Source organism: Streptomyces ziwulingensis (genome assembly GCF_039542605.1).
GTDB classification, from domain to species: domain Bacteria; phylum Actinomycetota; class Actinomycetes; order Streptomycetales; family Streptomycetaceae; genus Streptomyces; species Streptomyces ziwulingensis.
Genome location: NZ_BAABIG010000038.1, coordinates 77,217 through 91,263, shown reverse-complemented (window position 1 = coordinate 91,263; position 14,047 = coordinate 77,217). Strand labels below are relative to the sequence as shown.

Here is a 14,047-nt window from a genome sequence, read left to right as displayed (position 1 = left end):
CCGAGCCCGAGCCCGCCGAGCCCGAGCCCGCCGAGCCCGGGTCGGGCGCCCCGTCCGGCCCCACGCCGCCGCCGGGCCCGCCCGCCACGCCCTCCCGCCGTCTCTTCGTCTCCCGGGTGGTCGCCGGCGCCGCCGCGGCGGCCGCGGCCGGCACGGTCGGCTACGGCACGTACGGCGTGCTGAGCGGCCCGAAGGTGAAGCGGGTGACCGTGCCGCTGGCCAAGCTGCCCCGCGCGGCGCACGGCTTCCGTATCGCCGTGGTCAGCGACATCCACCTCGGCCCGGTCCTCGGCCGGGGTTTCGCGCAGCGGGTCGTCGACACCGTCAACGGCACCCAGCCCGACCTGATCGCGGTCGTCGGCGACCTCGTGGACGGCAGTGTGAAGGACCTGGGCCCGGCGGCGGCCCCGCTCGCCCAGCTCCGGGCCCGGCACGGCGCGTACTTCGTCACCGGCAACCACGAGTACTTCTCCGGCGCCGAGCAGTGGGTCGCCGAGGTGCGCCGCCTCGGCCTGCGCCCCCTGGAGAACGCCCGCACCGAACTGCCCCACTTCGACCTCGCCGGCGTCAACGACATCTCGGGCGAGGACGAGGGCCAGGGCCCCGACTACGCGCGCGCCCTCGGTGACCGGGACCGCGCCCGCGCGTGCGTGCTCCTCGCCCACCAGCCGGTGCAGATCCACGACGCCGTCGAGCACGGCGTCGACCTCCAGCTCTCCGGTCACACCCACGGCGGCCAGCTCTGGCCCGGCAACTTCATCGCCGGCGCCGCCAACCCCACCCTCGCGGGCCTGGAGCGCTACGGCGACACCCAGCTCTACGTGAGCCGGGGCGCGGGCGCCTGGGGGCCGCCCACCCGCGTGGGGGCGCCCTCGGACGTCACGGTGATCGAACTGGCCTCACGGGAGGCGTGAGGGGGCCGCAGGGGGGCGTGCGGGGCCGCAAGGAGGTGTACGGGGCCGCAGGGAGGCGTACGGCGGGCCCCCGGCGGCCGTCAGCGGCCTTCCCCGGGCTCCTCCGNCCGGGCTCCTCCGGGCCCCCGGCACCCTGGCCCCCGGCACCCTGGCCCCCGGAACCCTGGCCCCCGGAACCCTGGCCCCCGGCGTCGGGGACCGCGGCCGCCGTCCGTTTCGCCTTCGCCGGGTCCGGCAGCGCGTGCGTCATCCCCGGCAGGAAGTCCGTGAACAGCTCGTGCACCTCGCGCACCAGCGGGCGCAGCACCCGGAACCGGGCGAGGGAGACACCCCGCGCGGTGAGCCGGGCGCCCCGCTCGGCGAGCCGGTAGCTGCGCGCGCGCCCCGGCGTCCGGTCGAAGACCCAGTACAGGACGAGTCCCATCTGGGAGAGCCACATCAGCTCCGGGAGGATGTCCCGCAGTTCCTCGGGCACCTTGGTCCTCGCACCCGCGAGCACCGCGCGGTGGACGCTGATGGCCTCCACGCGCGCGTGCTCCGACTCCGGGGAGAACGGGCTGAGCGGGCTGTCCGGGTCGGCGGCGTTCTTGAAGAACTGCACCGCGAACTCGTGGTACGGCGTCGCGATGTCCAGCCACACCTTCAGCACGCCCGCCAGCCGGGCCTCCAGGTCGCTCTCCCGGGCCAGGACCTCGCGGACCGCCACCTGGTGCTCGGTGGCGATCCGGTCGTAGAACCCCTGGATCAGGTGTTCCTTGCCGGCGAAGTAGTAGTAGGCGTTGCCGACGGAGACCCCGGCCTCCTGGGCGATGGCCCGCATGGTGGTCCGGTCGTAGCCGCGTTCCTGGAAGAGCCGCATGGCGGTCTCCAGGATCAGGGCGCGGGTCTGCTCGGACTTGCTGAGGGGGGCTCCGTCGCCGGGGCCGTCGTTCTTCGCGGGCACAGTGGCAGAGCCTAACCAGTGGCGCAGGTGCCGTCGGCACAGCCGGGGCGGCCGGTGTACCGCCACCCGGGACCCGGCTCGTACACCCACCCGTCGCGAAGGCGGTGGCCGTCGCCGCCCCACCGGCGGTCCTGGCGCCACTTGGCGGCGGCCAGGACGGCGCCCCGGGCCAGTGCGGCCCCGGCGGGCGTGGCGAGCCGGTGGGCGAGCGGGCGGTGCTCGCGCAGCGCCCACAGGACGACGATCCAGGCGGCGGCGCCCCGGTAGACCTGCCCGGCGTCGCCGACGGCGGTGACCTCGTCGAGGGTGGCGCCGTGGTCGAGGTCCGGGTGGCGCCGCCGGGCCTCGTCCGACCCGGCCGGGACCAGGTCCAGCGGTACCAGTTGGCGCTGGCGCAGCAGCCAGTCCCGTACGTGGGCGCACAGGCCGCACTCGGCGTCGTAGAGGACGGTGAGCCGGCGCACCGGGGCGGCGGCCGGCTCCGTCCGGGCGGGAGCCATCGGTTCAGGCCCCGGCCGCCGGGGCGGTCCAGCCCTGCGGCCCGACCGGCGGCAGTTGCTCGCGCTCCATCAGGCCGCGCCGCCGGATCTTGCTGAGGACGTACACGTTGCCCAGGTGCATCACGCCGAGCACCAGCAGCACGACGCCCAGCTTGGTCGACAGCGCCTCGAAGATCCCGCGGGCGTCGGTGATGGTCTCGTCGCCGCTCAGGTAGAGGGCGACGAAGCCGAGGTTGACCAGGTAGAAGCCGACCACCAGCAGGTGGTTGACGGCGTCGGCGAGCTTCTCGTCGCCGTGCAGCACATCGGCGAGGAAGACCCGGCCGTTGCGGCTGAGCGTGCGGGCCACCCAGACGGTCAGCCCGATGCTGACGGCCAGGTAGATGACGTAGGCGATGACGGTGCGATCCATGCCCCACCCCTTCTTGAACGCGTTCAAAACGCTGACGGGACAGACTCTAGACCCGTTTTTGAACGTGTTCAACCAGAAGTGGTCCCGAGGGGGCGCGGACGGGGTGTGGGGCGCGTCACGGGCGGCGCCCGAGCTGCGGACGCTTGGTGTAGTCGGTGAGGCCGGTGACGTTGCCCCAGGGGTCGGCGAACTCCACCGTCCAGCCGGTGACCGCCTTGAAGGGACCGTCCAGCGTCGCGATCCCGGCCTCCGTCAGCACCCCGGCGGCGGCCCGCGCGTCCGGCACCTCCAGCCATACCCGCGGCGAGGGCCACGGCGGCGTCCGGTGCCCGAGCCCGTCCTCGTACCGCAGCAGCAGGCCCGGCGTCTCCCCGCCGACCCGCAGCAGCGCGATCCCGGCCTCGTCGAACCGGAGGCCCACGGTGAAGCCGGCCCGTTCGTAGAACTCCACCGCCTCGGCGAGATCCCCGACCGGCAGCAGCACGTTGTCGAATCCGAGCAGTTCGTACGACTCGTTGTCTGACATAACGTCAGATTAGGTGTGCAAGGGTGCTGTTTCGCTCAGGCCGGCGGCATGGCGGCGACGCGGTCACCCGTTGGGGCGGACCGCGCCGGACGGCCGCCCCCGGGAACCGACTTCTCTTTGTCCGCCGAGTCCTGCAATATGACCGGCAGTTCCCCATCCCCAGGAGTGACACCACCGTGAGTGAGCAGCCGCAGAAGCCGTCCCAGCCGCCGGGTTACGGCTACCCGCCCCAGGATGCCGTCGCGGCGGGCCAGGCGGGCCCCTACGGCTACCCGCAGGGCGACCCGCAGCAGCCCGGCCAGCAGCAGCCCCCCGGCGGCTACCAGGCCCCCGGCGGCTACCAGGCCCCCGGTTACCAAGCCCCCGGCTACCAGGCTCCCGGCTACCAGGCCCCTGGTTACCCGCCCCCCGGCTACCAGCAGGCGCCCGGCTTCCCGCCCGACCCGGGCGCGCCCTACGGGTACGACCCCTTCGGGCGCCCGTACTCCGACAAGTCGAAGATAGTCGCCGGGATACTCCAGCTCTTCCTCGGCTCCCTCGGCATCGGCCGCTTCTACACCGGCTCGGTCGGCATCGGCGTCGCCCAGCTCCTCACCTGCGGCGGCCTGGGCTTCTGGGCGCTGATCGACGGCATCATGTACCTGGTCAGCAACGACCGCACGGACGCCCAGGGGCGGATCCTGCGTGGCTGACCCGGCCCCGGCCCCGGTCCCGACCCCGGTGTCCGCCGCGCCCCCGGGAGGCCGCCCGTGGCGGCACCCCGCGGCGGCACCCCTGGCGGTGCTCGCCGCGGGCGCGGCGGGTGCCGGGTACCTGTGGGGCACCGACCCGCACGAGAGCGGCCATCTCCTGCCCGCGTGCCCGTTCCGGTTCGTCACGGGGCTGCTCTGCCCGGCCTGCGGCGGCACCCGCATGGTCCACGACCTGATGCACGGTCACCTCGGCGCGGCCTGGCTGGACAACCGCGCGCTGCTGCTCGCCGCGCCGTTCGCGCTGGCGCTGTGGGCCCGCTGGACGGTCGAGGGGCTGCGTGGGCGTGTCTGGCGGCCGCGGCTCGCTCCCGCGTCCCAGGTGCTCATCCTGCTGACGGCGGTGGCCTGGGCGGTGCTGCGCAACCTCGTCTGAGGTGCGGCTAAACCTCCCATCAGGTGCGTAAAACCCGTGAGTTGATCACGGAATGGGAACGTTAGTTCGTGCCTACTCCCGCTGGTCCCGTCCGTCTCCGTATTCTCCGTACGCGCAGGGGGGACGTCCGCGGCACCGACGCGGATCGTTTGCGCGCGAGCGGTGTGCGACGAGAGAGACGCCTCCCTGGGCCGGCCGGGCGCTTCGCCCGGCCCGTTCATCTCATTCCAGGAGCACCTCCATGACCGTCCCCGTCGACTCCGCCGCACCCTTCGGCCACGACCCCAAGGGCCGTCCGTACTCGGACAAGTCGAAGATCGTCGCCGGCCTGCTGCAGATCTTCCTCGGCACGCTCGGCATCGGCCGCTTCTACGTCGGCTCGGTGGGCGTGGGCGTCGCCCAGCTCCTGACCTGCGGTGGCGTGGGCGTCTGGGCGCTGATCGACGGCATCCTCTTCCTCACCAGCAGCGACCGCACCGACAAGCAGGGCCGCGTGCTGCGCGGCTGACCCGTGGCGGGCCCCGGCCCTCCGCACGCCGAAGGGCCCCGATCGGATGATCGGGGCCCTTCGGCGTACGCCCTTCGCGTTCCGGGCGGGTCAGAAGCGGCGCGTGATCAGCGCCCGCTTCACCTCGGCGATCGCCTTGGTGACCTCGATACCGCGCGGGCAGGCGTCCGTGCAGTTGAAGGTCGTACGGCAGCGCCAGACGCCGTCGCGGTCGTTCAGGATCTCCAGCCGCTGCTCACCGGCCTCGTCGCGGGAGTCGAAGATGAAGCGGTGGGCGTTGACGATGGCCGCCGGGCCGAAGTACTGCCCGTCGTTCCAGAACACCGGGCACGAGGACGTGCAGGCCGCGCAGAGGATGCACTTCGTCGTGTCGTCGAACCGCTCGCGGTCCTCGGCCGTCTGCAGCCGCTCACGCGTCGGCTCGTTGGTGTCCTTCGTGATCAGGAAGGGCATCACGTCCCGGTACGCCTGGAAGAACGGGTCCATGTCGACGACCAGGTCCTTCAGGACCGTCAGGCCCTTTATGGCCTCGACCGTGATCGGCTTCTCGGGGTTGATGTCCTTGATCAGCGTCTTGCAGGCCAGCCGGTTCTTGCCGTTGATCCGCATGGCGTCCGAGCCGCAGATGCCGTGCGCGCAGGAACGGCGGAAGGTCAGCGTGCCGTCCTGCTCCCACTTGATCTTGTGCAGCCCGTCGAGGACGCGCTCCTTGGGGTCGAGGTCGAGCTGGAAGTCCTCCCAGGTCGCCTCGGCCGACACCTCCGGGTTGAAGCGGCGCACCCGGAAGGTGACGGTGATGTAGGGGGAGTCGGCGAACCCGGGCTCGGGGGCCGCGTCCGCCTTGTCCAGAACTGGGGTAGCCATCAGTACTTACGCTCCATCGGCTGGTAGCGGGTCTGGACGACCGGCTTGTAGTCGAGACGGATGGACTCGGTGCCGTCGTCGCCGACCTCGCGGTACGCCATGGTGTGACGCATGAAGTTGATGTCGTCGCGGTGGGGGTAGTCCTCGCGGTAGTGACCGCCGCGCGACTCCTTGCGGGCGAGCGCGGAGACCGCCATGACCTCGGCCAGGTCGAGCAGGTTGCCCAGCTCCACGGCCTCCAGCAGGTCGGTGTTGAACCGCTTGCCCTTGTCCTGGATCGCCACGTTCCGGTACCGCGCGCGCAGCTCGCCGATCTTCTCGACCGCCGTCTTGATCGTCTGCTCGGTGCGGAACACCATGACGTTGGCGTCCATGGTCTCCTGCAGCTCGCTTCGCAGCTCCGCCACCCGCTCGTTGCCGGTGGAGGTGCGCAGCCGCTCGATCTGCGCGACGACCTGGGCCTCCGGGGCCTCGGGCAGCTCGACGTAGTCCGTCGTGTGCGCGTACCGGGCGGCGGCGATGCCGGCCCGGCGGCCGAAGACGTTGATGTCCAGCAGCGAGTTGGTGCCCAGGCGGTTGGCGCCGTGCACCGAGACGCAGGCGACCTCGCCGGCCGCGTACAGGCCCGGGACGACGGTGGTGTTGTCGATGAGGACCTCACCCTCGACGTTGGTCGGGATGCCGCCCATCGCGTAGTGCGCGGTGGGCTGGATCGGGATCGGGTCCGTGTAGGGCTCGATGCCGAGGTAGGTCCGCGCGAACTCCGTGATGTCCGGGAGCTTGGCGTCGAGCTGCTCCGGCGGGAGGTGGGTGAGGTCGAGGTAGACGTGGTCGCCCTCGGGGCCGCAGCCGCGGCCCTCCCGGATCTCCGTGTAGATGGAGCGCGAGACGACGTCGCGGGAGGCGAGGTCCTTCATGACCGGCGCGTACTTCTCCATGAAGCGCTCGCCGTCCTTGTTGCGCAGGATGCCGCCCTCACCGCGGGCGCCCTCCGTCAGCAGGATGCCCATGCGCCAGATGCCGGTCGGGTGGAACTGGAAGAACTCCATGTCCTCCAGCGGCAGCCCGCGCCGGTAGACGGCCGCCTGGCCGTCGCCGGTCAGCGTGTGCGCGTTCGACGTCACCTTGAAGAACTTGCCGGTGCCGCCGGAGGCGTAGATCACGGACTTCGCCTGGAAGACGTGGATCTCGCCGGTGGCCAGCTCGTACGCCACCACGCCGGACGACCGCTTCACGCCGTCGACCTCGGTGATGAGCTGGTCCAGGACGTAGAACTCGTTGAAGAACTCCACGCCCTCCTTGACGCAGTTCTGGTACAGCGTCTGGAGGATCATGTGGCCGGTGCGGTCGGCCGCGTAACAGGACCGGCGGACCGGGGCCTCGCCGTGGTTGCGGCTGTGACCGCCGAAGCGGCGCTGGTCGATGGTGCCGTCCGGCGTCCGGTTGAACGGCAGGCCCATCTTCTCCAGGTCGAGGACCGAGTCGATGGCCTCCTTCGCCAGGATCTCGGCGGCGTCCTGGTCGACCAGGTAGTCACCGCCCTTGACCGTGTCGAAGGTGTGCCACTCCCAGTTGTCCTCCTCCACGTTGGCGAGCGCGGCGGCCATGCCGCCCTGCGCGGCGCCCGTGTGGGAGCGGGTGGGGTAGAGCTTCGTCAGGACGGCCGTGCGGCTGCGCTTGGTCGCCTCGATGGCGGCCCGCATACCGGCGCCACCGGCGCCGACGATGACGGTGTCGTACTTGTGTACCTTCATGAAATTCGCAGCCCCGTGCCTAGCGGATGTTCGGGTCGAAGGTGAAGATCACCAGCGTGCCCAGCAGAATGGTGAACACCGTGGCGGTGTACAGCAGGCCCTTGAGCCACAGGCGCGTGTTCGGGCGCTCCGCGTAGTCGTTGATGACCGTGCGCAGACCGTTGGCGCCGTGCAGCATCGCGAGCCACAGCATCAGCAGGTCCCAGACCTGCCAGAACGGCGAGGCCCAGCGGCCCGCCACGAAGGCGAAGCCGATCTTGGAGACGCCGCCGTCCAGGACGAGCTGGATGAGCAGGTGGCCGAGGACCAGGACGACCAGCACCACGCCGGACAGGCGCATGAAGAGCCAGCCGTACATCTCGAAGTTGCCCCGGGTGGACCGGGGGGTCTTCCTGGTGCGCCGGCGCGGGGCCTCGATCAGCGGCGCCGGGTGGTCGGCCGAGTAGACGGACGCGCCCTCGACGGGGCCGATGCCGGCGGAGGCGGATTCAGCGGTGGCGGTGTTTTTCGACATGCTGCGCGTCAGCTCCCGAACAGTTCACGGGCGGCGTGGCCGAGAACGGGGTAGAGCGCCCCGATCATCAGCACGACCCACACGACGACGACGGACCAGAGCATCTGCTTCTGGTAGCGAGCGCCCTTGATCCAGAAGTCGACGGCGATGACGCGCAGACCGTTCAGCGCGTGGAACAGGATGGCGGCGACGAGGCCGTACTCCAGCAGCGCGACGATCGGCGACTTGTAGGTGGCCACGACGGTGTCGTAGGCCTCGGGGGAGACACGCACGAGGGCGGTGTCCAGCACGTGTACGAACAGGAAGAAGAAGATGAGGACGCCGGTGACTCGATGAGCCACCCAGGACCACATTCCTTCCCGGCCGCGGTACAGCGTTCCAGCCGGCACGGAAGTTTCCTCCGAAAGCGGGGATTGGGGCCGCGCCGGCTTCTCTGTCGGTCGGGCCCGGCCGGGTACGGTCCACCGGCCCCCAGCATCGTAGCGATGCGGCGGCGCAGGGCTTACGTCGGGCCTACCGGTGTGAACGAAGTGGCACGCAACGGAGTATCCGGTGGCCCCGACAGCGGGGGGCTTGTCTCTTATGTCGGCTGCGGGCCGCCGGAGACCGGTCGCGCCCGCGCGGCGGAGTCGCGCATGTCACAGCCCCGCGCCCCGCAGGCGGCTCAGCCGCCCGCTCGCCAGGCGCCGGAGTTCGTCGGCCGCCACCACGCGCTCCTCCTCGGGATCGTTGGTCAACCGTGACCGGATCTCGGAGAGGACGTGGTCCAGGGCTTCGGCCGCGGGTACCTGGTCGAGACAGATGACGAACACGTGTCCGAACCGGGACTCGTAGGCGGCGTGGGCCGCCCGCAGCGCCGTGTGGGCGGCCGAGTACGTGTCCTCGGGGAGGGCGGGCAGCGCCTCCGCCCGCAACGCCTCCGTCAGATCCTCGGGCGTCAGGTCGTACGACGCCTCGTCCGCGGCCGCGAGCAGGGTGGCGAGGTCCGGATAGGGCCGGTGGGCGGCCAGGCGGTGGGCCCAGCGGGTGCTGTGCAGGCAGGTGAGGAGGGTGCGGACGGCCTCCTCGGTGGACTGGGCGTGGAAATAATCCAGTGTGGTCGGGGTGGCACGGGTTTGCGCCGGCACGGGTATGGCGACTCGGCCGGAGAGATCGGGAAGGCGGTGCGCAGACAGCGTGGGTCCTCGTGGGCGTCACAGGTACGTCGGCAGGGGATTCTGTGAGAGCTGTGACGTCACGTTATCGAGTGAGGCCATGACATGTCTGAGCGATGTCTGAATTTCACCCGAACGAGAGAGTTTCAGAACATGTGGTGGAGAGAGGTCGTCGCCACCGGCCCTAGGTTGGCGTGGTGAGCCAGCACAGGCGCCGCAAGCCGGCGCACAGGACCAGACAGCGGGCGGTGGTCGTCGGCGTGGCGGTCGTCGCGCTCGGCGCGGGAGTGGGCGTATGGGCCTCCACCGGCGACGGCGGGGACCGGGGCGGAGCCGCCGGGTCCTCCGACGGGGTCTCCGCGGCCCCCGCGGCGACGAGTCCCTCGCCCAGCCGCAGCTACCCGCTTTCCAGCGGGCCGCGCACCATACCCGCGGTGCGGGACCACACCCCCGCACGCGGACCGGGCTGGAAACCCGCGAGCGGCCACCGCCTCGTCGTCTCCGACGCCGCCCTCGCCGACGAGGGCAGGCTGACCGCCCGGGAGCTGGGGCTGACCTACGCCGGCCGCAAGGACGACCAGCGGGCCGGGGACGTCCGGCTGGAGACCACGGCCTCCGAGGGCGCGGACGCCGAGTCGTACACCATGACCGTGCGCGACGGGCGGGTCACCGTCAGTGGACCGTCCCAGACGGGTGTCTTCTACGGCACCCGCACGCTCAAACAGGCGGTGCGGGCGGACGGCGCGGCACCGGAGGGGGTCGTGCGGGACGCGCCGGCCAAGGAGCGGCGCGGGTTCATGCTGGACATCGCGCGCAAGCACTACTCGGCCGGCTGGATCGAGGACCGCATACGCGAGATCGGCGACCTGAAGTACAACGAACTCGGTCTGCACTTCTCCGACGACCAGGGTTTCCGGATCGAGTCCTCCTCGCACCCGGAGATCGTCTCCGCCGACCACCTCACCAAGGCGCAGGTCAAGAAGATCGTCGCGCTGGCGAACGAGCGGCACCTCACCGTCGTCCCGGAGATCGACTCGCCCGGCCACCTCGGCGCCGTGATCGCGGCCCACCCCGACCTCCAGCTCCGCAACGCGCAGGGCACCGCGACCAAGGGCGCCGTCGACATCTCCAAGCCGGCCGCCGGCGAGATCGTCGACGACCTGATCGACGAGTACGCGGACGTCTTCCCCGGCGGCCAGTGGCACCTGGGCGGCGACGAGTACCAGGCGCTGACCGTGTCCGACCCGGCCGCCTCCTACCCGCAGCTCGCCGCCGCCGCCCGCGACAAGTACGGCTCCGGCGCCACCGTCGAGGACCTCACCACCGGCTGGACCAACGACCGGGCCGCCACCGTCCAGCAAAACGACCGCACCCCGCGCGCCTGGAACGACGGCTTCTTCCGGGACACCTCGGTCGAGCCCGCGGACAGCATCGAGGTCGCCTACTGGACCGGCAAGGAGATCGGCGCCCGGCCGCCGGCCGAGTACCTCGCCGAGGGCCGCGACGTCATCAACTACAACGACGAGTTCCTCTACTACGTGCTCGGGCAGCCGCAGACCTTCGTCTACCCGACCGGCGAGCGGATCTACGAGCAGTGGACGCCACGCGTGGTGCGCGGCACCGAACCCGTCGACGCCGAGTACGACGACCAGATACTCGGCGGCGTCTTCGCCGTCTGGGGCGACATCCCGGGCGCCCAGACCGAGGCGCAGGTGGCGACCGGCATCCGGCTGCCGCTCGCGGCGACCGTCCAGAAACTGTGGGACTCCGGTGAACCCGGACTGTCCTGGACGGAGTTCCGCACCCTGGCGAACCGGCTGGACTGACCGGAGACGTCCGGCCGGGCACCGCGCGTGCGGCGGGACCCGGCCGGAGGTGTAGCGACGCGGCTACGGCGTCAGCGTCTGGCCGAGCCGGCCGTCGACCGGCGTGCCCAGCACGGACCTGCTGTACAGCACGGAGTCGGCGTAACCGAGGCCGGTGCTGTTGCTCGGCAGGTGCAGCAGGACCCCGTCCGTGCCGTCCTCGCCGTCGGCGCCGAAGGTCAGGTCGGCCCGTCCGTACCCGGACAGGTCGGACAGGGAGACCGCGGCGCCGAGCCGGTCGCCGGACTCGGTGGAGCCGGGGACGGCGGCGGTGTCCTGCGAGACGGCGACCGACCCGGTGCCGGTGAGACCGGTGGAGGCGCCCTTGAACAGCAGCGCGTCACCGGCGTCGGCGCGGCCCGCCGAGGACCGGGTGAGGTCCTCGCCGGGGGCGCCGGCGAGGGCGTCCGCGTAGCCGTCGGCGTTGTAGTCGCCGACCGCGACCGAGGTGCCGAGGGCGTCGCCGGACTCGTTGCCGCCGGGGACGGAGGCCGTGTCCTGGTGGATGACCTTCATCCCGGTCGTGGTGAACCCGGCCGAGGTGCCGAGCACCATGGTGACCTGGCCGCCCGACTTGCCGCCGGACTCCTTGGCCACCGGCTGGCCGATGACGAGGTCGTCGTACCCGTTGCCGTTGATGTCGCCGGCCGCGACGGACCGGCCGCCCTTGACGGAGAGGACGCCGGCCTTGGTCAGGCCGGCGGCCGAGCCCGCGAAGCGGACCACGCGGCCGGTGCCGGCGGTGTCGCGGTAGTTGAGGGCGACGTCCGCGTAGCCGTCCCGGTTGAAGTCGCCGGTGGCCGCGTCCAGGTGGGCGACCGCGCCCGTGGCGGCGGTGAGGGTGCCGTACTTCGGGGTGCCACCGGTGTGGCGGACGTTCCAGTTGCCGCCCCGGCCGGTGCCGGCCGAGAAGACGTCGGCCTTGCCGTTGCCGTCGAAGTCGCCGACGGCCACGGCGGAGCCGAGCTTCGCGCCGGCCGCGGTCACCCCGGCCGTGGTGTAGGAGAAACCGGTGGTGAGCGCCGGGCCGTACATGACCGCCACCTGGCCGCGGTCGGCGTTGCCACTGGTGTCGTCCTCGCCGGGACTGCCGATCGCGAGGTCGGCGTACCCGTCGCCGTTGACGTCGCCCCAGGCGGTGGCGGTACCGAAGGCGTCACCGGCCTCGGAGGTGCCGGGGACGCCCTCGCTGTTCTGGGTGAGGGTCAGCTTCGCCGAGGTCCGCGGGCCGTCGACACCGCCCGGGACCACCCGCACACCGTTGGCCTTGGGAACGCCCACGACCAGGTCGGAGACGCCGTCACGGTCGCGGTCCGAGGTGGGCAGGGCGTGCGAGATGCCCGGGGTCTTCGCGAGCGCCGCGATCCGGGAGAGCTTGGGGTAGAGGTTCTTGCCCGGGCAGAGGGTGGCGTTGGTGTCGCGGTGGCCGAAGACCCGCGGCAGGGTGACCGAGGCGCCCTTCTCGACCAGGTTGCCGTCCTGGCCCTTGGCGCTGCCGGAGGTCAGCGTGACCTTGCCGGTCGGGTCGATGCCGTACATCCCGAACTTCCACGCCACGACCCGCGCGATCGAGTCCAGCGCGGCCCGGCTCGGCTTGGCCGACTCGAAGTTGCCGAGGTAGGAGATGCCGAGGGTGTCGGTGTTGAAGCCGACGTCGTGGGCGCCGGTCACCGGGAGGTCCATGCCGCCGCTGCGGCCCTCGAAGATCTGGCCGCACCGGTCGACGACGAAGTTGTAGCCGAGGTCGTAGTAGCCGCGGGCGAAGTGCTCCTGCTGGATGGAACGCATCCGGGCCCGGGACTGCGCGCAGGAGAGCTTGTTGTCGCTGTCCATGCCGGTGTGGTGGACGACGGCGGCCTTGATCGCGGTGCCGTAGGCCGGGGTGCCGTCGTAGTCGGTGGAGGCGCCCCACTCGGCCTGGGTGATGACCGGCGGCCGGACGACCGTGGACGGCCGGGGCGCGGGGACGGTGGGGGTGGGGGTGGGGGAGGCCGTGCCGGTCGGGGTATCGGTGGGTGTGCCGGTGGCCGTCTCGGTGGCGGTCCCGGTGGCGGTCGGGGTGGCCGATCCGGTACTGGATTCGGTGGCGGCCGGCGAGTCCGTCGCCGCGGCGGACTCCGTCGCCGGTGACTCGGTGACCGGCGTCTCGCCCGCCGGTGCCGTGGTCTGCTCCGCGTGGGCGGCCGGTTCGGCGGCGTCCTCGGGGTCCGTGCCCGGGTCCAGCAGCCTGATGTCCATGCCGGCCGGCTGGCCGCCGGCCTCGGTGCCGGCCGCGGTGACGACGCGCACCTCGATGCCGTCGGCGTCACCCGTCCACAGCGAGCCCGTCCCCCCGCGCGCGGCGGCCCGCTCGCCCTCGGCGCCGTCGGCCTGGTTCGGCTCGGTGTCCAGCTCCCGCCACCCCGACCACTCGCCGCTCTCCAGGTCCCGGGTACGCACCTCGGGCGTCCCCTTGGCCTTGGCGTCGGGGTCGTTCCAGGTCAGCAGGACCGCGCTGAAACGGCTGGTGTCCCGGCGCTCCAGCCCCTTGCGGCCGCCGCCGGCGCTCCGCAGCTTCACCGTGCGCACGGACGGCTCGCGCTCCGCGCCCTGTGCGCCGGCCGGCGCCGACGGTTCCGCCGTGGCGTACGTGACGACGCCCGCGGCGCTCAGCGCGACCGCCCCGGTCGTCAGCCAGACGCGTTTTCGCAGACTCAGCGGTCTGTACGCACGGCTCCCGCGCGATCTCGACTTACCCATCCCGATGTCCCACCCCTGTGAAGAGAGCCCGCCGCGAAGCGGGCAACTCGGTCTTCTCGTCCTTCTCGTCCGACACTTGACGCGCAGGTGTCACTCCGTACAGCGCGCGTCTCCCCCAAAACATCACGCCGGTGACACGTCTGTGAAGCCCGGACGCTGCTGACCCGGTACACATGGGCGACGACCGGGGCTGTCGGGCGTCAGAATGACCGGCACGGAGGGGGAAATC

General features: G+C 71.9%; 14 protein-coding genes and 1 pseudogene. 5 read left to right on the top strand and 10 right to left on the bottom strand.

Going from position 1 to position 14,047, the window contains the following annotated elements:
• The coding region (locus ABEB00_RS19730; RefSeq protein ID WP_345621177.1) for a metallophosphoesterase at window positions 1-914 on the top strand (914 nt) is incomplete at its 5' end.
• Between the two features lie 187 nt (window positions 915-1,101).
• Here ABEB00_RS19730 and ABEB00_RS19725 read toward each other — a convergent pair.
• From ABEB00_RS19725 to ABEB00_RS19710, 4 genes and pseudogenes are all read right to left on the bottom strand, one after another.
• Window positions 1,102-1,857: pseudogene (locus ABEB00_RS19725) on the bottom strand (TetR/AcrR family transcriptional regulator); the annotation flags it as partial.
• Window positions 1,858-1,868: 11 nt separating this feature from the next.
• Window positions 1,869-2,357, bottom strand: a complete 489-nt coding sequence (locus tag ABEB00_RS19720; RefSeq protein ID WP_345621176.1) for a thiol-disulfide oxidoreductase DCC family protein — start codon at window positions 2,355-2,357, stop codon at window positions 1,869-1,871.
• 4 nt (window positions 2,358-2,361) lie between these two features.
• Window positions 2,362-2,769 carry a hypothetical protein gene (locus ABEB00_RS19715; protein WP_345621175.1) on the bottom strand — a complete coding sequence of 136 codons (408 nt, stop codon included), beginning with the start codon at window positions 2,767-2,769 and terminating at the stop codon, window positions 2,362-2,364.
• Window positions 2,770-2,884: 115 nt separating this feature from the next.
• Window positions 2,885-3,295, bottom strand: a complete 411-nt coding sequence (locus ABEB00_RS19710) for a VOC family protein (RefSeq protein WP_345621174.1) — start codon at window positions 3,293-3,295, stop codon at window positions 2,885-2,887.
• 176 nt (window positions 3,296-3,471) lie between these two features.
• Between ABEB00_RS19710 and ABEB00_RS19705 the strand changes: the two genes are divergently transcribed.
• The 3 genes from ABEB00_RS19705 to ABEB00_RS19695 all read left to right on the top strand — a co-directional run bounded on the left by ABEB00_RS19705 (window position 3,472) and on the right by ABEB00_RS19695 (window position 4,928).
• Complete coding sequence (locus ABEB00_RS19705; RefSeq protein WP_345621173.1) at window positions 3,472-3,987, top strand: TM2 domain-containing protein; 516 nt, start codon at window positions 3,472-3,474, stop codon at window positions 3,985-3,987.
• 28 nt (window positions 3,988-4,015) lie between these two features.
• On the top strand, window positions 4,016-4,420 hold the full coding sequence (locus tag ABEB00_RS19700; protein WP_345621186.1) for a DUF2752 domain-containing protein: 405 nt from the start codon (window positions 4,016-4,018) through the stop codon (window positions 4,418-4,420).
• A gap of 241 nt (window positions 4,421-4,661) precedes the next feature.
• Complete coding sequence (locus ABEB00_RS19695) at window positions 4,662-4,928, top strand: TM2 domain-containing protein (RefSeq protein WP_345621172.1); 267 nt, start codon at window positions 4,662-4,664, stop codon at window positions 4,926-4,928.
• A 90-nt stretch (window positions 4,929-5,018) separates the two neighbouring features.
• On the opposite strand, the gene ABEB00_RS19690 is transcribed toward ABEB00_RS19695, so the two are convergent.
• From ABEB00_RS19690 to ABEB00_RS19670, 5 genes are all read right to left on the bottom strand, one after another.
• Window positions 5,019-5,792, bottom strand: coding sequence for a succinate dehydrogenase iron-sulfur subunit (locus ABEB00_RS19690; protein WP_345621171.1), 774 nt, complete (start codon window positions 5,790-5,792; stop codon window positions 5,019-5,021).
• Window positions 5,792-7,546 (bottom strand): succinate dehydrogenase flavoprotein subunit, encoded by a 1,755-nt coding sequence (gene sdhA, locus ABEB00_RS19685; RefSeq protein ID WP_345621170.1) that lies wholly within the window; start codon window positions 7,544-7,546, stop codon window positions 5,792-5,794. Before sdhA ends, ABEB00_RS19690 begins: the two co-directional genes overlap by 1 nt.
• Before the next feature lie 19 nt (window positions 7,547-7,565).
• On the bottom strand, window positions 7,566-8,060 hold the full coding sequence (locus ABEB00_RS19680) for a succinate dehydrogenase hydrophobic membrane anchor subunit (protein WP_345621169.1): 495 nt from the start codon (window positions 8,058-8,060) through the stop codon (window positions 7,566-7,568).
• Window positions 8,061-8,068: 8 nt separating this feature from the next.
• Entirely contained in the window at window positions 8,069-8,449 is a 381-nt protein-coding gene (sdhC, locus tag ABEB00_RS19675; RefSeq protein WP_345621168.1) for a succinate dehydrogenase, cytochrome b556 subunit, read from the bottom strand.
• A gap of 249 nt (window positions 8,450-8,698) precedes the next feature.
• Complete coding sequence (locus ABEB00_RS19670; RefSeq protein ID WP_345621167.1) at window positions 8,699-9,187, bottom strand: 2-oxo-4-hydroxy-4-carboxy-5-ureidoimidazoline decarboxylase; 489 nt, start codon at window positions 9,185-9,187, stop codon at window positions 8,699-8,701.
• A 224-nt stretch (window positions 9,188-9,411) separates the two neighbouring features.
• On the opposite strand from ABEB00_RS19670, the gene ABEB00_RS19665 reads away from it, so the two are divergent.
• Window positions 9,412-11,040, top strand: a complete 1,629-nt coding sequence (locus ABEB00_RS19665) for a beta-N-acetylhexosaminidase (protein WP_345621166.1) — start codon at window positions 9,412-9,414, stop codon at window positions 11,038-11,040.
• Window positions 11,041-11,103: 63 nt separating this feature from the next.
• Here the strand turns inward: ABEB00_RS19665 and ABEB00_RS19660 are convergent, their stop codons facing one another.
• Window positions 11,104-13,818 carry an N-acetylmuramoyl-L-alanine amidase gene (locus ABEB00_RS19660; RefSeq protein WP_345621165.1) on the bottom strand — a complete coding sequence of 905 codons (2,715 nt, stop codon included), beginning with the start codon at window positions 13,816-13,818 and terminating at the stop codon, window positions 11,104-11,106.
• Window positions 13,819-14,047: the final 229 nt, after the last annotated feature.

Excerpts from the sequence above, each read along its gene's own strand:
- ABEB00_RS19720 (WP_345621176.1), bottom strand. The coding sequence starts at position 2,357 with ATGGCTCCCGCCCGGACGGAGCCGGCCGCCGCCCCGGTGCGCCGGCTC.
- ABEB00_RS19715 (WP_345621175.1), bottom strand. The coding sequence starts at position 2,769 with ATGGATCGCACCGTCATCGCCTACGTCATCTACCTGGCCGTCAGCATC.
- ABEB00_RS19710 (WP_345621174.1), bottom strand. The coding sequence starts at position 3,295 with ATGTCAGACAACGAGTCGTACGAACTGCTCGGATTCGACAACGTGCTG.
- ABEB00_RS19695 (WP_345621172.1), top strand. The coding sequence starts at position 4,662 with ATGACCGTCCCCGTCGACTCCGCCGCACCCTTCGGCCACGACCCCAAG.
- ABEB00_RS19690 (WP_345621171.1), bottom strand. The coding sequence starts at position 5,792 with ATGGCTACCCCAGTTCTGGACAAGGCGGACGCGGCCCCCGAGCCCGGG.
- sdhA (WP_345621170.1), bottom strand. The coding sequence starts at position 7,546 with ATGAAGGTACACAAGTACGACACCGTCATCGTCGGCGCCGGTGGCGCC.
- ABEB00_RS19680 (WP_345621169.1), bottom strand. The coding sequence starts at position 8,060 with ATGTCGAAAAACACCGCCACCGCTGAATCCGCCTCCGCCGGCATCGGC.
- ABEB00_RS19660 (WP_345621165.1), bottom strand. The coding sequence starts at position 13,818 with ATGGGTAAGTCGAGATCGCGCGGGAGCCGTGCGTACAGACCGCTGAGT.